General features: G+C 69.1%; 23 protein-coding genes. 14 read left to right on the top strand and 9 right to left on the bottom strand.

The window, feature by feature from the left end:
• Window positions 1-21: 21 nt before the first annotated feature.
• Both LY41_RS15695 and LY41_RS15700 read right to left on the bottom strand, forming a co-directional pair.
• The gene (locus LY41_RS15695) at window positions 22-879 is read right to left on the bottom strand and encodes an arylamine N-acetyltransferase family protein (protein WP_253864769.1); all 858 of its coding nucleotides are present in this window, start codon (window positions 877-879) and stop codon (window positions 22-24) included.
• Between the two features lie 103 nt (window positions 880-982).
• The gene (locus tag LY41_RS15700; RefSeq protein ID WP_253864770.1) at window positions 983-1504 is read right to left on the bottom strand and encodes a MarR family winged helix-turn-helix transcriptional regulator; all 522 of its coding nucleotides are present in this window, start codon (window positions 1502-1504) and stop codon (window positions 983-985) included.
• Between the two features lie 75 nt (window positions 1505-1579).
• On the opposite strand from LY41_RS15700, the gene LY41_RS15705 reads away from it, so the two are divergent.
• From LY41_RS15705 to pip, 6 genes are all read left to right on the top strand, one after another.
• Complete coding sequence (locus LY41_RS15705; RefSeq protein ID WP_253864771.1) at window positions 1580-2398, top strand: oxidoreductase; 819 nt, start codon at window positions 1580-1582, stop codon at window positions 2396-2398.
• Window positions 2399-2680: 282 nt separating this feature from the next.
• A complete protein-coding gene (locus tag LY41_RS15710; protein ID WP_253864772.1) occupies window positions 2681-5257 on the top strand; it encodes an MFS transporter in 2577 nt (858 codons plus the stop codon).
• A 90-nt stretch (window positions 5258-5347) separates the two neighbouring features.
• Window positions 5348-5794: a cupin domain-containing protein gene (locus tag LY41_RS15715; protein ID WP_253864773.1), complete on the top strand. Its 447-nt coding sequence runs from the start codon at window positions 5348-5350 to the stop codon at window positions 5792-5794.
• Between the two features lie 243 nt (window positions 5795-6037).
• Entirely contained in the window at window positions 6038-6802 is a 765-nt protein-coding gene (locus tag LY41_RS15720) for an SGNH/GDSL hydrolase family protein (protein WP_253864774.1), read from the top strand.
• Window positions 6803-6894: 92 nt separating this feature from the next.
• Window positions 6895-7449, top strand: a complete 555-nt coding sequence (locus tag LY41_RS15725; RefSeq protein ID WP_253864775.1) for an RDD family protein — start codon at window positions 6895-6897, stop codon at window positions 7447-7449.
• 12 nt (window positions 7450-7461) lie between these two features.
• A complete protein-coding gene (pip, locus tag LY41_RS15730) occupies window positions 7462-8421 on the top strand; it encodes a prolyl aminopeptidase (protein ID WP_253864776.1) in 960 nt (319 codons plus the stop codon).
• A 44-nt stretch (window positions 8422-8465) separates the two neighbouring features.
• On the opposite strand, the gene LY41_RS15735 is transcribed toward pip, so the two are convergent.
• The 3 genes from LY41_RS15735 to LY41_RS15745 form a co-directional block, all read right to left on the bottom strand.
• Window positions 8466-9740 (bottom strand): glycosyltransferase, encoded by a 1275-nt coding sequence (locus LY41_RS15735; protein WP_308292258.1) that lies wholly within the window; start codon window positions 9738-9740, stop codon window positions 8466-8468.
• Window positions 9741-9851: 111 nt separating this feature from the next.
• Window positions 9852-10334, bottom strand: a complete 483-nt coding sequence (locus LY41_RS15740; RefSeq protein ID WP_253864778.1) for a nitroreductase family deazaflavin-dependent oxidoreductase — start codon at window positions 10332-10334, stop codon at window positions 9852-9854.
• Window positions 10335-10363: 29 nt separating this feature from the next.
• Window positions 10364-10924 carry a TetR/AcrR family transcriptional regulator gene (locus LY41_RS15745; protein ID WP_253864779.1) on the bottom strand — a complete coding sequence of 187 codons (561 nt, stop codon included), beginning with the start codon at window positions 10922-10924 and terminating at the stop codon, window positions 10364-10366.
• A gap of 322 nt (window positions 10925-11246) precedes the next feature.
• Here LY41_RS15745 and LY41_RS15750 point away from each other — a divergent pair, with 322 nt between their 5' ends.
• From LY41_RS15750 to LY41_RS15770, 5 genes are all read left to right on the top strand, one after another.
• On the top strand, window positions 11247-11450 hold the full coding sequence (locus LY41_RS15750) for a cold-shock protein (RefSeq protein ID WP_253864780.1): 204 nt from the start codon (window positions 11247-11249) through the stop codon (window positions 11448-11450).
• 637 nt (window positions 11451-12087) lie between these two features.
• Window positions 12088-13263, top strand: coding sequence for a coiled-coil domain-containing protein (locus tag LY41_RS15755; RefSeq protein ID WP_253864781.1), 1176 nt, complete (start codon window positions 12088-12090; stop codon window positions 13261-13263).
• Window positions 13264-13418: 155 nt separating this feature from the next.
• Complete coding sequence (locus tag LY41_RS15760; RefSeq protein ID WP_253864782.1) at window positions 13419-14177, top strand: ABC transporter ATP-binding protein; 759 nt, start codon at window positions 13419-13421, stop codon at window positions 14175-14177.
• 29 nt (window positions 14178-14206) lie between these two features.
• The gene (locus LY41_RS15765; protein WP_253864783.1) at window positions 14207-15463 is read left to right on the top strand and encodes a hypothetical protein; all 1257 of its coding nucleotides are present in this window, start codon (window positions 14207-14209) and stop codon (window positions 15461-15463) included.
• 74 nt (window positions 15464-15537) lie between these two features.
• Window positions 15538-16092 (top strand): hypothetical protein, encoded by a 555-nt coding sequence (locus tag LY41_RS15770; protein ID WP_253864784.1) that lies wholly within the window; start codon window positions 15538-15540, stop codon window positions 16090-16092.
• A gap of 37 nt (window positions 16093-16129) precedes the next feature.
• On the opposite strand, the gene LY41_RS15775 is transcribed toward LY41_RS15770, so the two are convergent.
• Window positions 16130-16795, bottom strand: coding sequence for a class I SAM-dependent methyltransferase (locus LY41_RS15775; RefSeq protein WP_253864785.1), 666 nt, complete (start codon window positions 16793-16795; stop codon window positions 16130-16132).
• 40 nt (window positions 16796-16835) lie between these two features.
• Between LY41_RS15775 and LY41_RS15780 the strand changes: the two genes are divergently transcribed.
• From LY41_RS15780 to LY41_RS15790, 3 genes are all read left to right on the top strand, one after another.
• Window positions 16836-17489 carry an ArsR/SmtB family transcription factor gene (locus LY41_RS15780; protein WP_253864786.1) on the top strand — a complete coding sequence of 218 codons (654 nt, stop codon included), beginning with the start codon at window positions 16836-16838 and terminating at the stop codon, window positions 17487-17489.
• Window positions 17490-17516: 27 nt separating this feature from the next.
• The gene (locus tag LY41_RS15785; RefSeq protein WP_253864787.1) at window positions 17517-18803 is read left to right on the top strand and encodes an MFS transporter; all 1287 of its coding nucleotides are present in this window, start codon (window positions 17517-17519) and stop codon (window positions 18801-18803) included.
• A gap of 184 nt (window positions 18804-18987) precedes the next feature.
• Window positions 18988-19734, top strand: a complete 747-nt coding sequence (locus LY41_RS15790; protein WP_253864788.1) for a class I SAM-dependent methyltransferase — start codon at window positions 18988-18990, stop codon at window positions 19732-19734.
• Window positions 19735-19786: 52 nt separating this feature from the next.
• Here LY41_RS15790 and LY41_RS15795 read toward each other — a convergent pair whose 3' ends face one another.
• The 3 genes from LY41_RS15795 to LY41_RS15805 all read right to left on the bottom strand — a co-directional run bounded on the left by LY41_RS15795 (window position 19787) and on the right by LY41_RS15805 (window position 21595).
• On the bottom strand, window positions 19787-20677 hold the full coding sequence (locus LY41_RS15795; protein ID WP_253864789.1) for an alpha/beta fold hydrolase: 891 nt from the start codon (window positions 20675-20677) through the stop codon (window positions 19787-19789).
• 166 nt (window positions 20678-20843) lie between these two features.
• The gene (locus LY41_RS15800) at window positions 20844-21221 is read right to left on the bottom strand and encodes a hypothetical protein (RefSeq protein WP_253864790.1); all 378 of its coding nucleotides are present in this window, start codon (window positions 21219-21221) and stop codon (window positions 20844-20846) included.
• The gene (locus LY41_RS15805) at window positions 21218-21595 is read right to left on the bottom strand and encodes a hypothetical protein (protein ID WP_253864791.1); all 378 of its coding nucleotides are present in this window, start codon (window positions 21593-21595) and stop codon (window positions 21218-21220) included. The genes LY41_RS15800 and LY41_RS15805 overlap by 4 nt, the downstream gene beginning before the upstream one ends.
• Window positions 21596-21638 lie beyond the last annotated feature (43 nt).

Raw genomic sequence — 21638 nt, forward strand, 5'->3', positions numbered from 1 at the left:
GGCCCGGATGGGCGGGCCGGATCACTCGGTGGCCTTCATCGCCTCGATCAGCGTGGCCGCCTCGTCGTCGGTGAGCACGACGTCCAGCGCCCGCAGTTCGCCGATGATCTCGTCGTGGTCCAGCAGTGTCTCGTCCTTGCTCCCGTCGGGGCGCTCGACGACGCGCTTGCGTCCGAGGAGTTTCCTGCTGACTCCGGGCTCGAGGCGCATCACGATGAGCCCGCCGGCGAACGGTGACTTCGGGTGGGTGGCGACGTAGTGGTTGAACACCTCGTAGTCGATGGGGCGCTGGGGCGTCTCGTCGAACGCGTGCAGCGGTTCCCACCCGTCGGCGGTCCGCTTCTCGAGGGTCCACACACCGTCGCGGTGCGAGATCCGGTTCGTCCACCCCGCCTGATCGACGACGGTCCCGTCCGCGAGCGGCATGGGGTGCAGGACACCGGCGCCGAAACCGACGTCGGCGAGATACGACGCGCCGTCGACGGTGACCAGGAGGTTCATGTGGGACTTCGGCCCGTTGCGGTGCGGCTGCACTCGGGCCGTCAGCCGGGTGACGCCGTAGCCGAGACGTTCGAGTGCGGCGGCGAACAGCAGGCTGTGCTCGTAGCAGTAGCCGCCGCGGTGGCGGGTGACCAGTTTCGCCTGGATCGTCTCGAGGTCGAGTGCCGGGGACCTGCCGGAGAGTGAGTCGACGTTCTCGAACGGGATGGTCCGCACGTGCGCCTCGTGCAATGCGGTGAGGGCTTCGGGCGACGGCGGTTCCGCGGGGCGGCCGATCCGTGCGAGGTAGGCGTCGAGGTCGAGGACGTCGACGCCCCACGGGTCGGCCGGTTCGGCGTGGGCCTGGGAGCCGTCGGGTGCGGTGGTCTGCGCTGCCATGGATCCAGCTTCACACCTCGAGCGCAGTAGAGGTCAACCGGCGACGTCGATGCCCGGGTCGACTGTCCGACGGGCGCGGAGCCGGCGACGTCCGACGCGGTCGTCACCGGGATGCGTCGTGCGGTGACGGAATGCCGAAGTCTTGTTCGAGCTCGGCGAGGACGTCCGCGAGAGCCGAATTCAGCGCCGCGAGTCCGGTCTGCCCGATGGCGGCGAAGTAGTCGTGCTCGACGGCGACGCGGCGTTCCGTGGCTTGGCGCCATACCCGTTCGCCGTGCGGTGTGAGTTCGATCGGACGGCTTCGTGCGTCGCCGTCCGCCTGTTTCGGCCGCTGGGTGAGCAGGCCTGCGGCGACCATCCGCCGCAGTCGGACGCTGACGGTGCCGGACGTCAGCGACAGGCGTTCGGCGATGAACGTCGGGGTCGCCGAGCCGCCTGCGCGTTTCACCGCGGACAACGTCTCCCAGTCGCCGACCGTGATGCCCTGTTCGGCCGCGACCCGGTCGAGGACGCGGGCTAACAGTCGTGACACCCGTCCGATCCGTTGCCGGGCCGCTTCGACCTCGGGGGCGACCGGGGGCATCACCGCCAGCCATTGCTCCCGCTCGTCGCCGAACGAGTCCATCGGGCTCACCTCCGTAAAAACCTTGATAGTCAAGCTATCATTGCCTTGATTATCAAGACATCTCTGGAGGAAGACATGACGAAGGTATGGCTGATCACCGGCGCGAGTCGCGGCCTGGGACGCGCGATCGCCCAGCGGGCGGCTCGGGCCGGTGAGACCGTCGTGGCGACCGCTCGCGATCCGCGGACGATCGCCGATCTGCCGCACCCGTTGCGGCTCGACGTGACCGACCAGGCGTCGGTGCACGATGCGGTGGCGACCGCGATCGACCTGCACGGTCACATCGACGTCCTCGTCAACAACGCGGGACACGGGTTGGTCGGAGCCGTGGAGGAACTCGCCGACGACGAGCTGCGCGCCGTGTGGGAAACCAACGTCCTCGGCGTTCACCGGGTCACCCGCGCCGTACTCCCCCACATGCGAACCCGCGGCCGGGGGCACATCGTGCAGATGTCCTCCGTGGGCGGAGTGGTCGGCAATCCCGGACACGCGGCCTACGCGTCGTCGAAGTTCGCGCTCGAAGGCCTTTCCGAGGCGTTGGCTGGCGAAGTCGCCCCGTTCGGGATCGGTGTCACGATCGTCGAGCCAGGACCGTTCCGCACCGAGTTCGCGGGTTCGTCGATGCGCTACGCGGCCCCGATCGACGCATACGAGGCAACTCCCGCCGGAACACTGCGCGCACGATTCGCCGACCAGGACGGCCGTCAGCCCAACGACCCGGCCCGGGCGGCGGACATCCTGCTCGACGCCGTCGACTCCGCCGAACCTCCGCTCCGGCTGCCCCTGGGGCCCGAAGCCGTCGAACGGATCGGGCAGAAGCTCGCGCGCCAGCGCGAGCAGCTGGACGTCTGGGCACCGGCCGCGCGGGACACGGCATTCGAGGCGGCCGGCTGACCGAACCCACGGCGGGTGCGGGTCCTTCGGGTGTGCGGCCCCTCCGGTGTGCAGGCGTGAGGTGCCGCACGCCCGCGGCCCCGATTTCGACACGAACCGTGCAAATCGCGTCCCCTGACCGGGCTAGCGGACGCCCCGGACGGGAATACATAGTTGCATCAATCAAGTTATTTGCTATGTTGAATCAACCGACTTACGACGCTCGTCGTCACAACTCTGTCCGTACTCAGGGGGTTCACCACGTCCGCGCACGCCCAGACCGTCGAGGATGCCGACGCCACGATGTCCAAGCGCGAGATCATGCAGGCCTTCACCGGCCTGCTGCTCGCGCTGCTCGTCGCGATCCTCTCGTCGACGATCGTCTCCAACGCCCTGCCCCGCATCATCGCCGATCTCGAGGGCACCCAGAGCCAGTACACCTGGGTGATCACCGCGATGCTGCTGACCTCGACGGCCACCACGCCGATCTGGGGAAAACTGGCTGATCTGTTCAGCAAGAAGCTGCTGTACCAGCTCGCGATCGTGATCTTCACGGTCGGCTCGGTCCTCGGCGGTTTCGCCGAGTCCATGCCGGAACTGATCACCTACCGTGCCGTCCAGGGCATCGGCATGGGCGGCCTGCAGGCACTGATCCAGGCCGTCATCGCGGCGATGATCTCGCCGCGGGAGCGCGGCCGTTACTCCGGCTACATCGGCGCGACGTTCGCCGTCGCCACGGTGTCGGGCCCGCTGCTCGGCGGCATCATCGTCGACTCGCCACTCGGTTGGCGCTGGTGCTTCTGGGTCACCGTGCCCGTCGCCGTGATCGCGCTGATCGTGCTCGGCAAGACACTCAAGCTGCCCGTGATCAAGCGGGACGTGAAGATCGACTGGCTCGGCGCGACGCTGATCGTCGGCGGTGTCGCCCTGGTGCTGATCTGGGTCTCGCTCGCGGGCAAGGAGTTCGACTGGTGGTCGCCCACGACCGCCGCATTCCTCGGCGGAGCCGCCGTCGCGCTGATCCTCGCCGTGTTCGTGGAGTCGAGGGTCGCCGAACCGGTCGTGCCGCTGAGGCTGTTCCGCAACCGGTCCTTCTCGCTCACGGTGATCGGCACACTCGCGGTCGGCACGGCGATGTTCGGCGGCGCGGTGTTCCTGGCGCAGTACTACCAGATCGCGCGCGGCTACTCGCCCACCGAAGCCGGCTTGATGACCATGCCGATGGTGCTCGGCATGTTCCTGTCGACGACGATCTCCGGCCAGGTCGTGTCCCGCATCGGCAGGACGAAGCCGTTCCTGGTGGGCGGTGCGTTGATCCTCGTCGTCGCGCTGAGCCTGCTCGGCACGATCGACAGCGAGATCAACCTGGCCCAGATGGGCGTCTACCTGGCGCTGATGGGCATCGGCACCGGCTGCCTCATGCAGAACCTGGTGCTGGTCGCGCAGAACACGGTCGGCATGCGCGACGTCGGCTCCAGCACCGCCGTGGTGACGTTCTTCCGCACCCTCGGCGGCTCAGCGGGCGTGTCCGCGCTCGGCGCGGTGCTCGCGCACAACGTGTCGGACTACATCGCCGAGGCGGCGGCCGCACGCGGCATGCCGATGAGCGGCGGCGCCACCGGCGGCTCGGGCGGGACCACCCTCGACGTCGAGGCGATGCCCGCACCCGTGCAGGCGATCGTGCGGTCGGCCTACGGCGACGCCATCGGCGACGTGTTCCTCATCGGTGCCGCCGTCGCGGTCGTCACGTTCCTCGCCGTGGTGTTCATCAAGGAGACACCGCTACGCAGCACACTGGACCTGGACGAGCCACAGCCGACCGAATCACAGGACGGCACCGCAACCGGCGAGGCGGAGAGTCCGGCCCACGACGCGGTTCCGGTCGCCGCGACGGGAGCCGCCGGTGCGGACGACTCCCCCACAACGCGCCCGGCACCGGAACCGCTCACGTCGCCGCTCGCGGCCGCCGGGCGCAACGGGTCCACCGCCGACCGGCCCGCTGCGGTGCACGGTGTCGTCACCGTCGCGGGCACACCGGCAGCCGGGGCCACGCTCACGCTCACCGACGTCTCGGGCACGCAGGTGGACCTGTCCCGGAGCGGACAGGACGGCACGTTCCGGGTCGGTGCGCGCGAACCGGGGCGCTACATCCTCATCGCGGCCGCCGAGCAGCTGCAGCCCTCGGCACAGTCGGTCGAACTCGGTGCGACCCCGCTGCAGCGCGACATCGCGCTGGCCGGTTCCGGCCAGGTCAGCGGCCGGGTGCGCACCCCGCAGGCCCGGCCCGTGGGCGGAGCGACGGTCGTGCTGACCGACGTCGGCGGTGACGTGCTCGACGCGAGCCTCACCGGCGGCGACGGCTGGTACCGCTTCCCCGACGTGACGGGCGGGACCTACACGCTGGCCGTGACGGCGCAGGGCTACCGGCCGCAGGCCGCCCCGGTGCGCCTGGCCACCGGCGAGCGCGTCACCCAGGATGTGGAACTCAGCGCCGCGGGCCGGCTCGACGGCACCGTGCGCTCGGAGCTCAGCGGGGCGACGGTCGCCGAGGCCCGCGTGGTCCTGCTCGACGAGCTCGGCGAGGTCGCCGCGGTGACGATGACCGCCTCCGACGGCACCTACCGGTTCGACGACGTGGAACACGGCCACTACACGGTCATCGCCAGTGGCTACGGCCCCGCCACGGCAACGGTCCGCGTGGGCGCCGACGAGGGCAGGCAGGACTTCGACCTCGGTTACTCCACCGACGGCGGTCCCGCGTCAGGGCACGGTCCCGGGAACCGCCGGTCCCGGGACATCACGGTCCCCGGCGATACGGCCCCCGGCGAAGCAGGCTCGGGTGATGGTGTTGCCGGTGACTCGGACGCGCCGCGGGCCTGATCGAAGCCAGCGGCACGGCTGCCACCCCGAGGGGCGGGACGGCTCTCGCAGCCGTCCCGCCCCTCGGGGTACGGACTAGACTCCGCGGCCATGTCGACTCCGCAACGACCGCCGCTCGCCGCGGCCCTCGACCTCGAACCCCACCCCGAAGGCGGCTGGTACCGGCAGACCTGGGTCGCCGGACACACGTTCCGCCCGGAGGGCTATCCCGGCGACCGCGCCGCGGCCACCGGCATCCACTACCTGCTCGCCCCGGGAGAGGAATCGGCGTGGCACAGGGTCCGCAGCGACGAGCTGTGGCTCTGGCACCGCGGCGGGCCGCTCACCGTGGAGCTCGGCGGTGCCGGCGACGCACCCGGCTCCGCGCCGCAGACCTACACACTGGGACCGGCCGTCGAGGACGGCCAGCACCTGCAGGTGCTCGTGCCCGCGGGCGTGTGGCAGACCGCCAGGCCCGCCGGTGACACCGAGGCGCTGGTGTCGTGCATCGTCTCCCCCGGCTTCGACTTCGGCGACTTCGAGCTGTTGCCGGTCTGACCCGGTTCGGCCGTGACCACACGAGAGGGTGCCGGGCTCGCCCGTGAGCCCGGCACCCGGCATCGGTGCGACGACGGTGTTACAGCCGGACGCGCATCGGGATGCGTCCGCTTGTAGCCCGAGGCGAGCTTCTTGAACCGGTGGTTGCGCCACGAGAACGGTGACGGCGGCCGCGGAAGGAACCTCCGCCGGTAGGGTCGGTGGGTGTCCGGTCACAGGCGCCCGCTGAGTACAGTCGGCGCCATGTTCGAACGGTTCGTCGCAGTCGGAGATTCGTTTACCGAAGGGGTCGGCGACGACGACCCCGCCTACCCGAACGGGGTCCGCGGCTGGGCGGACCGCGTGGCCGAATCCCTCGCCGCGGCGACCCCGGCCCTCGGTTACGCGAATCTGGCTGTGCGGGGCCGGCTGCTCGAGCAGGTGCTCGCCGAACAGCTCGACCCCGTGCTGGCGCTGCGCCCGGACCTGGTGACGCTCTATGCGGGCGGCAACGACCTGATGCGGCCACGACCGGACGTCGACCGCCTGGCCGAGGCCTACGACGAAGCCGTCGGCAAACTCGCCGCCTCGGGGGCGACGGTCGTGCTGTTCACCGGTGTGGACGGGGTCGAGGACCCGGTGTTCCGGAAGATGCGGGGCCGCACCGCGGTCTACAACGAACACGTCCGGCTCATCGCCGCGCAGCACGGCGCACTCGTCGTGGACATGTGGGCGATGCGGGAGCTGCGGGACCGCCGGATGTGGTCCGACGACCGCATCCACCTCGGCCCGCACGGCCACCGGGCCGTGGCCACGGCCGTGCTCGACGTCCTCGGCGCCCGGGACCTGCCGCGACCGGCCGAGCTGCCGCCCGTCCCTGCCGCGGCCCCTGCCCAGCGGCGGCGCGAGGACCTGCGGTGGATCCGCAGCCACGTCGTGCCCTGGATCCACCGCAGGCTGACCGGCACCTCCTCCGGCGACGGCATCACCCCGAAGCGGCCCACCCCGGAGCCGGTCACACCCCGCTGAGGTCCGATCCACTGCCCGCGCGCCGCCGACGGCGCCGCTCGTTCGCCGCGGAAGTGCCACCGCGAGCAGTGCCGCGCCGTTACCCTGCGCCTATGGCGAGCGCCGAGATCCCGGTCCGTCGAGCACCGGGCGGTGCTCGGTGGCGTGCTTCGCTGTGGGACTACGCCGCCATCGTGGGATGGCTGGCCGGCTTGACGGTGCTGGGATTCCTCGTGCGGTCGGTGTCCGGACCGGCGCTCGTGTCGCCGTCCCCTCCGCTCGGGGCGGTCGATGCCGCGGCGCTGCTGCTGACCGTGTTCCCCGTGTGGTTGTACTTCACCATCGGTGAGGGCGGTCGTGCCGGAGCCGGCTGGGGCAAACGGCGCGCGCGGCTCCGCGTGGTGGACGCGGGTGGCGGCCGTGCCTCCTACGGCCGGGTCGCGGTGCGGAACGCGGTGAAGCTGCTTCCGTGGCAACTCGCGCACCTCGCTGTCGCCAGGCTCATCCTGGCCGTGGATGCACCTGTCACAGTCGGCGTCACGTATACGTTGGCGCTGGTGATCCCACTGGTGAGCATCGTGATGGCCTGGCGCGACCCGCTGCGCCGGGCCCTGCACGACCGCGCCGCGGGAACCCGGGTGGTCCAGGCGCCCGGGGCAGAATCGTGAATGGGAGATGTGATGCGTGAGTTGTATCCGCACCTCGAGCCGCACACCACGGGAATGCTCCCCGTCGGTGGAGGCCACGAGCTCTACTGGGAAGAGTGCGGTGACCCCGCGGGTAAGCCCGTCGTGTTCCTCCACGGTGGCCCGGGATCAGGGTGCAGGCCCGGCCATCGACGTCTGTTCGACCCCGAGCGATACCGGATCGTGCTGTTCGACCAACGCGGCGCGGGCAACAGCACGCCCAACGCCGGGCGGATCGACGCCGACCTGACCGGGAACACGACCTGGCACCTCGTCGCCGACATGGAACGCCTGCGCGAGCACCTCGGCGTCGATCGATGGCAGGTGTTCGGCGGTTCGTGGGGCAGCACACTGGCGCTGGCCTACGCGGAAAGGCACCCCGACCGCGTCACCGAACTGGTGTTGCGCGGTGTGTTCACAGCACGCCGCAAGGAACTCGACTGGGGCTACCGCGGCAGCTCCGCATTCCTGTTTCCCGACCGGTTCGAGAAGCTCCTGGAGCCCGTCCCCCACGACGAACGCGACGATCTGATCGAGGCCTACCACCGGATGCTGTCGGACCCGGACGAATCGGTCCGCACATCGGCGGCCATCGCCTGGGCACAGTGGGAAGCCGACACGGCCTACCTGCAACCGAACCGGGAGTTCATCACCGGCTTCACCGACCCCGACCACGCGGCCGCGCTCGCGCGGATCGAGGTGCACTACTTCCGCCACCGCTGCTTCTTGGAGGACGGCCAGTTACTGCGCGACGCACACCGATTGGCCGGCATTCCCGGCGTCATCGCGCAGGGCCGCTACGACGTGGTCACACCGCCCATCAGCGCGTGGGACCTGCACCGGGCCTGGCCCGACTCGGAACTGGTCATCGTGCCCGACGCCGGCCACGCCTTCGACGAACCGGGCACGCTCGACGTCCTGCTGGAGGCCACCGACAAATTCGCACCCGCCTGACCCCGCCGCACAGGATCCGTGCCGACGGTGGGCCTCGGTTGCCGTCATGTACCGGCCGCCTCCGACTCCAGTAGTTCGACGGCTCGGGCGAGCCCGCGTTCGGCCCGGATCTGCCGTGCCACTTCCTCCGCACGTTGCGTCCGAGCGTCGTCGGTGACAGCGCGCCGGATGGCTTCCGACAGTGCGTCGACGTCGAGATCTCGCACCGGGACGGGCTCCGGGGCGAGACCGATGGCGTGCAGACGTTGCGCCCAGAACCGTTGCTCCACGTGGAAGGGACAACCGACCTGAGGACGACCGGCGGCAGCCGCCGCGCCGGTGGTGCCGGCACCACCGGCATGGATGACAGCGGCGACGCGGGGGAAGATCCAGTCGTGCGGCACCTGGTCGACGACCAGCACGTCGTCGGCCTGCTCCTCCAGTCGTAGGCCGCCCCCGCCGGAGGCGAGGATCGCACGCACCCCGGCCCGGCGTACGGCCTCGGTGACCAGTCGTCCCACCTGAGCCGGATCGGTGTTGGGCATACTGCCGAAGCCGATGAACACGGGTGGTGTCCCTGCCGCGAGGAACCGGGTCAACTCGGGCGAGGGATCCCAGTCTTCGCCCGCGTCCAGGAACCAGAACCCCGTGGTGTGCACCCAGGACGGATAGTCGGCGGGCGGTGGCACGACGTGCCGGCTGAAGGCCTGCAACAGGGTGGCCGGCGTGCCGTCCGGGCGCCGCAGGGAGTCGTGGCGACAGCGGCGCCGGGACAGCCCCAAGGTGTCGCGCCGCCACCTGTCGATCGCACCGGCGAACGAGCGCAACGCCAGCGCGGTGAGCCGGTAGGACATGCGGTTGCACACCGCGGGAACCCGCATCGGCAGCATCAGGTTCGGAAACGCACGCGTGGGCGCCCAGACAGGCTGCAGACCGACCGGAACCGCGGGCACGCCCAGGTACTCGGCGATGTGATGGGCGGGACTGTTGGCCTGATGGACCACGAGATCGGCACCACCATCGGCCGCGGAAGCCATGTCCGTGAGCACGCGAGCCATGGCCGGCTTGGCCTCCCGCATGACACGCAGCATCGTCGCGACCCGTCGCCCGTTCCCGCCCTTGCCTGTGAGCACCGGCTCCAGGCGCCCGGGCTCGTCCAACATCCGGTTCGGACCGTCGTCCAACGCCGCGAAGCGCACTCCATGCCGTTCGACGAAGGGTCCGAACGCCGCAGGCGCTGCCAGTACCGGTTCATGCCCCGCGGCGAGCAAACCTGTCGCCAACGCGACGAAGGGCTGGACATCGCCCCGAGTGCCATGCGTGAAGAGAAGGACTCGCACCCCGGCCTCCTATCTCGATCCCCTGTGTACCTGTGCGGCAGGCTTTCCGCGAGGCCCGAGTCGTTCGGTCCGCACCAGTTCCTCTGCCGATGGCCGATACAGGAGGCGCGCTCAGGCCCGCGGGACGAACCGGACGAACGGCATGTGCTGCCCGACGGCCCGGAAATCGGCTTCGGAACCGTCGACCCTGAAGCCCATCAGGCGAGGAAGCAGGTGTTTCGCCGCCACGCGGTGCCGGGACGCGTAGTGCGCCATGATGTCCGCTCCTTCGTCCCTGGCCAGCGGCACGCTCGTCACCGGGATCGTGTGCCTGCCGACCTGGATGGTGACGTCCGGCGTGTGGAGAAGGTTGCGGTACCAGGCCGCCGCCGGTCCCCACCCGGACGCGACCACATAGCTGCCGTCGTTCACATTGCGGGCGATCACCTCGAGGACGACCTGCCGTCGCTTGCCGGTGACCCGGCCGACGTGGTTGACCACCATGAGGCGGCCGCCGAACAGCCACCCGAGGCCCACCCGGTAGAGCTGCAGCGGTAGGCGGAACAGGATCCGCGCCAGCCCTTTCGGGGGCTGAACCTTCTTGACGATCTCCACGCCGGCTCCTTTGCCTGGTTGACGAGTGCCTAGCTGACGAGCCTGCGCAGCACCGGCGCCACGGGCCCGGCGTCCGGGCCGGCACCCGATCCGCGATGCAGCAACAGGCCGTCGACCGCGGCCAGCAGGACAGCGGCGGTCTCGTCGGGTGCGGACACCCCCTGCTCACCCAGCCGACGGCCCAACCGCTGCCGGAATCCTTCGACCACGCCGACGAGCTGTTCGCGCAGACTCTCGTCCCGGCCTGCGGCCAGGTAGGCCTCGACAGCCAGTCGCGACATCGAATCGGCCCCGGTGTATGCGTCGGCCGACGCGAGCATCGCGTCAACCGCTTCGGCGGGAGTGCTCGCCGTGTCCAGCCGTGTTTCCACCTCGGTCAGTACCTGCCGCAGGAGACCGACCGAAGCCTCGTTCAGCAACGCCGGCAGGGACGGGAAGTGGTAGTGCACCACGCTGGGCGTCACCCCCGCCCGTTCGGCCAGGACCCGGGTGCTCACTGCCGCCCAGCCACGCTCGGGAATGAGCTCGGCAGCCGCGGCCAGCAGTCGCTGCCGCACCTCGTGCCCGCGCTCCGCCGCCGGAGAGGCCATCGTTCACCCACTTCCCCACAATGACTGCACAGTACGATGACTGAACCGGTTCCTGAGCAGTCGCCCTGTACGACTGTCCTGATCGTAGGTCGCGAGACTCCTCGGGCACAAGCAGGGGTGCTGACGGCACGCGAGTCGTGTAGTGTGAACGGCGGTCGTTGTTTTTCTGGGTTCGTGTTCTGTGCATGCTCGCAGGATGTTGATGCGGGCGAGTTTCTTTCTTTGGTTGTAGCTGGAGTAAGCCGCCGTCTGAGATCCACGGCCCGGGCCTCCACACAGTGTGGTTGCTCCGTCATACCCCCAGCTCCCGAAGGAGACAGTCATGGCAAACGGAACTGTGAAGTGGTTCAACTCGGAAAAGGGCTTCGGCTTCATCGCCCCGAACGAGGGCGGCCCGGACGTGTTCGTGCACTACTCGGCCATCGATGCGGCCGGCTTCCGGACCCTCGAGGAAAACCAGCAGGTGACCTACGACGTCAGCCAGGGCCCCAAGGGCCCGCAGGCCGACGTCGTGCGCGTGGCCTGATACTCCGCTGAGTGTCTTCCCGGCCCGTACCTCGCGTACGGGCCGGGAATTGCGGTGTCACCGGACACAACTCCCGCGCTCGCCACTATGCGGTGCGGTTGAGACGGGCCGAATCGATCTGGTCCGGCAGCACGCTCGCCGACATGACCACGCTGCCCGCCACCGGGCGCACATCGAAGCGGCGGCCACAGCCTGCTGCAACTCCAATTCTTCATGCCGGTTGAGCCGAGCCCGTTCTATCGGGCCGGCTCCCGGAGTCTTGTTTCCTCCTGCGTCCTGTGCAGCGGCAACTCTCGTGGAGCTTCGGATGCTCCGGCCGCAGGCCGCGCCATGACCGAGGAGTTCGTCCCCGCCTGACGTTCGCGGCGGGAGCGGCTCCCTGCCCCACGGGACACCACGTCCGGGACGGCGGCCCTGCCCTGCCCTGCCTTGGCTGCCTGCCGGCGAGGCGGCGTTCGTACCGGCTGAGTGGGGCCCGTTCCCCGTCCATCGAGGGGTTCTGCACGCCTCTGGTTGCGGTCTACGAACCGTCAGTTCACTCAGCTACAAAATATATCTTCTGTAGCTGTCCTGTGTTGCGGTTAGTTAAACCAGAACCCGAGTTAAGTGATAGATAATCGACAACTAGAGTGGCTGTATGAGCGCGGAAAGTGTGACGGTGCACGTGACGGACCCGCAGACGGCGCAGTGCGGCTTCCGGCACTGCCGGCGGCCGTTGCCGCCGCCGGGGCCACGCGGCGGACGGCCCTACGAGTTCTGCCCGGACCGCCGGTGGCCGGGCGACAAGACGTGCAAGCAACTGGCGGCCGCCGAACACGCGCTCCGCACTGCACTCGGCGACACCGATCCCCCGACGGCGTTGCGCGACGCGACCGACACGTTCGCCGAAGCCGCCGGGCAGATCCTGGAGCCGCTGCAAGCACTCGGCGGCGCGCTCGAGGACGTCACGGCACGCGTGCAGGACGAACTGACAGCCGCAGCCACCCGGGCCGACGAGGCGGACAGTGCCGCCGAACAGGCCCGGACCGCGCAGGCCGACGCGGAGGAACGCGCGGCCGAATCCGATCGCCTCCGGGACGAGGCCGTCGCCGAGGCCGATCGGGCACGGGCCGACGCGGACGCGGCACAGGACACCGCGGATGCGGCGCAGGACACCGCGCAGCAGGCCACCGCGACCGCCGAAGCCGCCGCGCTCGCGCAGGCGCGGGCCGAGGCGACGGTCGAAGCGACCGCCGAGCGGGCCCGCACCGCCGAGGATCAGAACAAGGTCGTCCGCGCCCGGGTCGAGGAGCTCACGGAACGCCTCGACGACCTGCGCGGACAACTGGCGCAGCGCACCGGCGAACGGGACACCGCGCAGGCGGCGCTCGACGAACATCGGGCGCGCAGCCGTGATCTGGAACAGAGCCTCACCGAGCGGCTGACGACCGCCACCACCCAGCTCGACGAGACCCGCGCCGCGCTGCGCGAGACCGCGCAGCGAGAACAGGACCTCGTGCAGCGACTCGACGACGCCGCGGCCGCACGGCAGCAGGCCGAGCAGGACCTCGCCGCCGTGCGCGCGGAGCTGGCGGACGTGCGCGGCGGCGCGGAACGGCTACGGACCCGGGCGGCCGAAGCCGACCGGCAGCGTGTGGCCGTGGACGGCGTACTCCGACGCGTGCACACCGCGGTGCTGGACGCCGGCGACGATCCGGCCACCCTCCGCGAGCTCGTGCTGCGGGAACTCCTCTCCCGCAGCGCATCACCCGATGACACGTCACCGGACGGAGCTCCATCGGACGGCGAACCATCGGACGGAGACGAATCCTGACCTGCTCCGGACTGCAGGCGGGCGCAGGTCAGCCCGCAGGACAGGGCCGTAGCGGCCTGGTCTGGGTGATCCGCCACATAACCGGCAGGAGTGGAGCACGATGGATGGGTGTCTGCCCATCTGCGGACAGTTCGGCCCCAGCAGAAGGATCGCGTGTGGATATCCGAGTAGAGGGTGTCAGCTATGCGTACGGGACACGTCAGGTCCTGTCGGGTTTGACGTGGCACGTACGCCCCGGAATCACAGGCCTGCTGGGGCCGAACGGGGCGGGTAAGACGACTCTGTTATCGCTGCTGGTCACGATGAATCGGGTTCGCACGGGTTCGGTGCTGGTCGGCGAACATGACTTGAGCAGCCCTGCGGGTCGCCAAGGGGCGCGTCAAGTTATCGGCTATCTACCCGAGCGGTTCTCGTTGGTTGCCGCCATGCGCGTGCGTGACACGGTGGCGTATGCGGCCTGGCTCAACGGTGTGCCGTACGCCGAGTGCCTTCCTGCCGCGAGGCGCGCTCTCGACCGCGTCGGGCTCGCCGAACGGGAACGCTCCAGAGCTCGCGCGTTGTCCGGTGGTATGCGGCAACGACTCGGAATCGCGGCAGTGTTGGCACACGATCCAGCCGTTGTAATCATGGATGAGCCGACCGTCGGTCTCGACCCGAGCCAACGTCTCCAGTTGCGGGAAATGATCCACGAGGTCAGTCGTGACCGAACCGTCGTGCTGTCCACGCATCTGGTCGAGGACGTAGCACACCTGTGCGATGAAGTGGCCATTATCGATGACGGACAGATGCAGTTCTCCGGCTCGGCGGACAAGCTGACAGCCATGATCGACGACGCTCCTAGCGACAGCGCTCGCGGTTCGAAGCTGGAACGTGCCTACGATCATTTTCTCCGGCATGGGTGGCCCGAAGGATGACACGACGCACTGGATCCGCCGCATGGCCGATGCCGCTGCTGAGTGTGCTGCTACCGGCTGTCGCAATCGCGGTGATGGTTGCCTTCGGACTGGTGGGGCTGTTCGACATGCCGGTGGGATGGCCGAGCGTGTCGGCGGCGGTGCACGACCAACTGCTTCTGGCCGGTCCGATCGCCACCATGGCGTCGTATTTCTATTGCTCGAACCTGGCGGGGCGCAGGGTGTTACTGGCGCTGCCGACCGCAACCCGCGTAGGGCACGTATCAGTGCTGCGCAGCTTCACGCTCCTACTGATCTGGATGCTTGCGGCGTATCTGGTGCCGTTCATTCCGCTGTTCGTGTACATGACCGCGACAGCGAGCTACGGAAGCATCGATGTCTTTGCCGCGCTCACTGGCCCGGTGGGAATGGGTCTGGCTGTCGCCCTGGGGCCTGTCTTGGGTACGGCACTTCCCTATCCCGTCCTGGCGCCGGCAGCTGCGGTGCTGGTGTTCTTGCTGTTCCAGCTGCCGAATGTCGCGGAACCCGCAGCCGCTGCGTTTGTGCCCACGCTCGGCAGTCCGGTGAGATTGGGAGTCGTGGAGAATCCGGTTCTTGTTGCGTACCGACTGGTGACCATGTTGGTGCTCACCGCGTTCACCCTCGGCCTGGCGGGGATGCTCGCGCGACGGGTCCGGCCGAACGAGTTGGTCAGCTGGCGCGTTGGCGGCGCACTGGGTGCTGTCGTGCTGCTGGTCTCGGTTCCGTTCGCCAGTCCCCCTCGTATCGTGCTGGCCGATGACACCTCACCTCAAGCGTGCCGGTCCGTGAAAGGCGTGGACGTCTGCCTGCACCAAGGACACCGACGAATGCTGGACACGGCCGTGCCCGTGGTGCGCGCACTCGTCGAGGCATACGGTAGCCGCCCCGAATACCTGACTGCTGCGTACGGGTCGAGCCTGCCTGCGCCGGACGCGGACACGATCGCGGAATTCCAGCCGTACACCACGGCGCCGCTGAAGAGGGCGATAGCGTCGAGCGTGGCGAGCCATCTCGCAGGAATCAGATCGTGCAGTAAGGCATTGAATTCCGGCCGAATCAGGTTCCACGAGTACGAAACCAGATCCGCCGAGCGCCACGCGCTCGCGATCTGGCTGCGCCAGCGTGCCGGATTGGCCGATGAACGGCTTCCCGCCTCCGCAGGCGAGTTTCTCGACGGGGCGAACACCGCACGAGCGGTACAGGCCTGGCTCGCCGCCCATGGACAGCAACTCGCAGACTGTGAGCCGTTGCAAGGGGCCGCGTAGTGGGCGGTTTGCGACTCTTTCTCCGGGCGCGAGCCGCGCTACCAATCAGCACTTTGTGGGCGGCGGCGACCGTAGTGTCGCTCCTGTTCGCCCGACGTGCCATCCCGGTCGACTTTGCACGGTTTCACGAAGCTCGAGACCTTCCGATCATCGAGTTCGTTCCCATCGTCACCGCATGCATCGTGGCGGGCCTGCTCCGGCCACGCATGTACGAATGGGAACACCTGGCCACCCGTCGAGTGGGCCTGTTGTGCGGGATGCTGACACTAGCCACTACCGCCATAGCCGTACTTCCCGTCCTCGTCGCCGCTACCTGGCTACCCGAACGTGTGCCCTGGGAATTCGTTCCCGCCAACGTCGTGATCATCACGGCAGTTGCCTGTGCACTGGCCTCGCTGCTCGGCGCCACGACGGGCGCAGTACTCACCCTGCTGGTGTTCCTCGGCGGCTGCCTCGTCCAAAACCTCGCCCCCGAAGCCGCACAGGTCGTCATCCCACTGGGACGGATCGAAGCCCCGGACCCGCACTGGCTGGCCGCCGGCATCGCGTGTCTGCTCAGCGCAGCCATCAGTGTCTACACCCGAGGCGCCAGCCGTTGGTCCCGAAGCAGGACCAGGAATGAAGACTGAGTAGCGGGACGGGGCCGCTACGGTGCACAGCCTTGCTTCACCGGCCAAGCCGCGGCCTGGTCTGGGTGATCCGCCACAACCGCCGCGGCAACTCCCCTTCGGTGAAGGACTGAACCTCGCGCAGTTGCCAGCCGCGAGCCAGGTCGTCGACCAGTTCACGGGAGAAGAAGTGCACGGCGAAGCCGCCGTGTTCGTAGATGTCGTCGCCATGAGAGGTGCCGGCGCCGTAGTGGGCGTCGCCCGTGTGCCGGACGGTGTAGATCAGGGTTGCCCCCGGTCGCAGCACCCGTTCGATCTCGGCGACGACGGAGCGGATCTCCTGCGTGGACAACGCCATGCACAGCAACATGTGCGCGAACACGCCGTCCACTGACGCATCGGGAAACGGAAGCGGGTCGCGGACATCGTGCACCGTGGTCCGTACCCGCTCGGCAACTCCGTCGTGGGCGGCCTGAGCGTGGAGTCGATCCAGCCCGGTGCCGCTGAAATCAGTGGCGTGCACCGTGAAGCCCGCACGCGCGAAGTGCAGTGCGTCCCGGCCGTGGCCGGCCCCGAGTTCCAGTACCGACTCGGCACCCGAGGCACCGAAGAACTCGGCCGCGTGCCGGGCGGGCTCGGAGGGGTGCCAGCCGTACATCTCCGGGTTCTCCGTGTAGACCGACTGCCAGTGGCGTTGCTGGTCCTGGTGCAGGTTCGAGGCCATATGTGGCATTGTTCCATGGATTTATGGAACAATGCCACGTATGGCCATCGACAAGACCGATCTGTACGACGCCGTCGCCGGCACCGGTAAGGCCCTGGCGCACGGCAAGCGCCTGGAACTGCTGGAACTGCTCGCCCAGGGCGAACGTCCCGTCCGGGAGCTGTCCGAGGCGGCCGGGCTCAAGCTCACCACCGCCTCGGCTCACCTGCAGATACTGCACGAAGCCGGCTTGGTGACCACCCGCCGACAGGGAACGAGCGTCCGGTACCGGCTGGCCGGTGCCGACGTGGCCGGATTGCTGTCGGTCTTGTGCGAGGTCGCCGACAACCACCGTGCCGAGGTCGAGTCCGTTCGCCGGGCGTATCTCGACACCGAGAACATCAGAACGGTCGGCCGCGAGGAACTGCTCCGCGCCGCCGAGGAGGGCCGGGCACTGGTGCTGGATGTGCGCCCGGTCGAGGAGTACCGCGGCGGACACGTGCCCGGAGCGGTCTCGATCCCGCTCGCGGAGCTGGCCGAACGGTTGGCCGAGATCCCGCCGGACGTCGAGGTCGTCGCGTACTGCCGCGGGCGCTACTGCGTGCTGTCCTACGACGCGGTCCGGCTGCTGCAGGACCGCGGGCACGACGCCGCGCTACTGGAGGACGGCATCCTCGAATGGCGCCGCGACGGTATGCCCGTCACCGCTTCCTGATCCACCACTTTCCCCGGAGGGAGCGGGATGAGTTCTGCGACCGCGGCCGCGCTGCACCCTGCCCAACGACGCGTCCTCGCCGTCCTCGTCGCTGCGCAGATTCTCAGCGGTGCGGGGCTGGCGGCGGGCATCACGGTCGGGGCGCTGCTGGCCGAAGACATGCTCGACACCACGGGCCTGTCCGGCCTGCCCACCGCCCTGTTCACCGCGGGTTCGGCACTGGCCGCCGCCCTGATCGGACGCGCTTCCCAACGTCGGGGACGCCGTGTGGGCCTCGCGGCCGGCTACGCGGTCGGAGCTCTCGGCGCCGTGGGCGTCGTGGTCGCCGCCACCGTCGACAGCGTCGTGCTGCTGTTCGCCGCACTGCTGCTCTACGGGTCGGGCACCGCCACCAACCTGCAAGCCCGCTACTCCGGCGCCGACCTGGCGACACCCGCGCACCGTGCCCGCGCCCTCAGCGCCGTGCTGGTGGCCACGACGCTCGGTGCCGTCGTCGGCCCCAACCTGGTCACACCGTTGGGCACACTGGCGCAGACCTGGAACATTCCATCGCTGGCCGGACCCTTCCTGCTGGCCGCGGTCGCCTACAGCGCCGCTGCGATCGTGCTCTGGGCACTGCTACGCCCCGACCCGTTGCTCACCGCGCGTGCCCTGGCCGACCCGGCCCCCGACGACCTCCCGGACCCGGACGTCGCGGCCACCGGCCGTGGCGGCGACGACCGGCGCCGCATTCTGCTCGGCGCCGCCGTGATGGTGCTGGCCCAACTCGTCATGGTCGCGATCATGACCATGACCCCGATCCACATGCAGCACCACGGCCACACCGTCGGCGCCGCCGGAGTCGTCATCGCCGTCCACGTCGCCGCGATGTACCTGCCGTCACCGCTGAGCGGATACCTCGTCGACCGCTACGGCCGGATGCCCCTCGCCCGCGCCTCCGGCCTCACCCTCCTGGCGGCAGGACTGGTCGCCGGGTTCTCGCCACCGGAGTCGGTCCCGCTGCTGTCGGTCGCACTCGGCCTGTTGGGACTGGGGTGGAGCTTCGGACTCGTCAGCGGCACCGCGATCATCACCGACAACACGGCATTGGCCACCCGCGCCAAGACTCAAGGCCTGGTCGACGTCGCCATCGCCGTCGCGGGAGCCGGCGGCGGTCTGGCCTCCGGTCTGGTCGTGGCCACCGGCAGCTACACCGTGCTGTCCCTGGCCGGAGGTGTACTGGCCGTCGCACTGCTGCCCGTGATCACGCTGGCCGTCCGCCCCCGTCACACCTCGCATCCGGGCGACCGGCCCGCCGCCACCACTCGTCGCTGACGGCCACGATTCCGTCCCGCGTCGGTGTGTCGGCTCCGGTGATCAGTGGCGACCATTCGCGTCGACGAACAACGTCGGCAACCGGTGTGGAGCGACGGACGTGTCCAGGCGGCGGCGTGTGGGTGTTTCGGTGTCCGGTGTCCCATTACGGTGGCGGCGGCGTTCGAATGATCTGGGAGGGACCATGGGTGTAGCCGCTCACTATCGTGATCTGTTGGCTTCGCACTACAGCTGGATGCTGGGTGGTGACATCGAGCAGGTCGCAACCCAGGACCGTCAGCTGCTCGAGAAACTCGGGCTCGGCGCGCCATCCGCAGCGAGCGTGGCGGTAGACCTGGGGTGCGGCCCGGGCCCGCAGACCCTGGCCTTGGCCGACATGGGATTCGGCACCGTCGTCGGGGTCGACACCAGTCAGGAACTCCTCGACGAGCTCGCCCACCTTGCCCGCTCACGTCCTGCGGTACGGACGCGTCACGGCGACCTTCTCGACGCGCTCCCTGAGATGGCCGCGCGCGGTTCCGTCGACGTCGTCGTGTGCATGCGCGACACGCTCCTGCATCTGTCCGACCTCGACGCGGTGGACCTGCTTCTTACTCGCGTGGCTTCGTCGCTGGCCACCGGCGGGAAGCTCCTGCTGACGTACCGGGACCTGACCCAGGAGCTCGCCGGAACCGACCGATTTCTGCCGGTGCGCAGCGACGACGAGCGGATCATGCTGTGCGCCCTCGACTACGACACCCCGGAGACCGTGACCGTCAACGACCTGGTCTACACCCGCACTGCCGAAGGCTGGGAACTGCACAAGAGCAGTTATCCGAAGCTGCGGATCGCACCGGACACGCTCGTCCAGCGAATCGAGGCCGCCGGGTTGACCGTCACCCATCACGCACCGGAATCGAACGGCATGTGGTCGACCGTCGCCGCTTCCTGAACGCCGCCGGACCGTTCGATCCGCGGCCGTCCACTCCGGGCTGCGTCGACAGTCATCCCTTGTCTCCTGGCCTGTCGGTCCGGCGACGCCGGGTTTCGTCGATCGCTTCGCGGATGAGCTGGGCATGCAGGGTCGGATCGTCATGGTTGATGTGATGGCCGGTGTGGGGCGTGTCGATCAGGCGGCTGGCGTGCGACATCGTCAGGAACTCGGACTGAAGGTCGCGCCAGACCGGGTACCAGACCTCCCGGCCATGCGGACCAGCGGTGATCACAGTGATCGGGAGGTCACCCAGATCGCGGGCTGCGGCCATCGACTTCCGGCCGAGGAGCAGGCCGGCGAACTCTTGGACGACGGCGCGCCGGTGTCGGCCGGTGAGCGAGAGGGCGAGGTGGGCGTCGACGAGGTCAGGCGGGACTTCGCGCCGTGCGGTCTGTCGGATCTCGGGCCGTCCGCCGAGCGCGAGGCGCAGTCGGTGCCACCCCAGTGCCCGAAGGCGCCACCGGGCGGCGTGTGCCCAGAGCTCGTGATCTCCGACGCTGGGGTCGGCTTCGCGGAGACGCCGGTTCTGGTCCTCATGACTGGAATCGGACAGGACCAGGTGTGCGACACGTTCGGGATGTCGAGCAGTGAACAACCGCGCGATCAACCCGCCCACGGAATGCCCCACCAGAACCACCGGATCGTCGAGGTCCAGTGCCGTGATCAGGGCGTCGAGTTCGTCGGCCATCGCGCTCAGGCTGCGCGGCCACGGGCCTGGGTCGCTCCAACCGATGCCCGCCCGGTCGACCAGGACGACCGTTGCGTCGGTCTGCCGACTCAGAGCGCGTTGGACACGGACCCATTCGGCAGCCGGGGTGCTCAACGCTGGCATCACCACCACCGTGGGACTCCCCGTCCCAGACCGAATGATGTGCAGGCGCCGGCCGCCGATATCGACCAACTCGCCAGGCGGAGGAAATCGTCGAGAATCCCGGCGTTCGGCCAGCTGCTGATACACAGCACTGGTTACGCCCGCGACGAGCGGCAGAGTGAGTAGTCCAGCAGCGAGGCGACGGCGCACGCCGGTCTCCTTTCACCGGGTTCCTGAACTGATCATGCCGCGCAGGTCATCGCGGAGACCAGACCTCGGCCGGTGGGCGTCCAGCCTGATTCCAGTCCGTTGCCGCAGCCACGATGCGGTCCCACAACCCTCCCGTGCCGGCCTCAGCGACAGCGGCGACGACCTGGCGGTCGTGGACGTCGTAGGTGAGCACCAGTCTCACCGCCGCGAACGTCGCTGTGTCGATGAACTCGTGCTGGGCGCAGGACCGGCCCGTCGTACGGGCCGCGTACACCACGTCAGGCAGCGCGACCGCCAGCGCGGCCGGCCAATCCCGGGCTTCGAACGTGGACAGATAGAGCGCCGGTGCTAACGGTGCCTGGTCCAGGTCGAGGTCGAGCGTTGGGAACTCGGTGTTCGGAACAGACAGGTCGAGGGTGGTCACGGTGCACCTCCGGGATCGATCGGCAGGTTGTAGAGCCCCTCGAGCACGCGTTGCAGCACGTCGGGGTTGGTCTCGAAATGCAGCGGCTCGAGCGGCTGTGGCAGCAGCACGCCGGAGAAGGAGGCGCGCCGAGGAAGGTCGTCGTCACCGCCCACCTGTGACGTTCCGAGGTCCTCACCGACCGGGCGTTGGTGCTGGTAGCGCTGGTCCCGCCACTGTCGAACCTCAGCGACCGTGTTGGCGATGAACTGGCTGATGTCCGCATCGTTGGTGTTCCGGTCGGACATCCAGTTGCCGACGGCGGCCGCGAATTCCTCGGGCGTGCTGATCACACGCTCATCGCCACTGCCCTGCGGTTCGTCGGTCTCACCCATGCGACTTCTCTCCGTGGTGTACGGCGCCCTGGCCGGTGTCGGG

Origin of the sequence: Prauserella halophila, from assembly GCF_024171895.1 — a bacterium.
Taxonomy (GTDB): Bacteria; Actinomycetota; Actinomycetes; order Mycobacteriales; family Pseudonocardiaceae; genus Prauserella; species Prauserella halophila.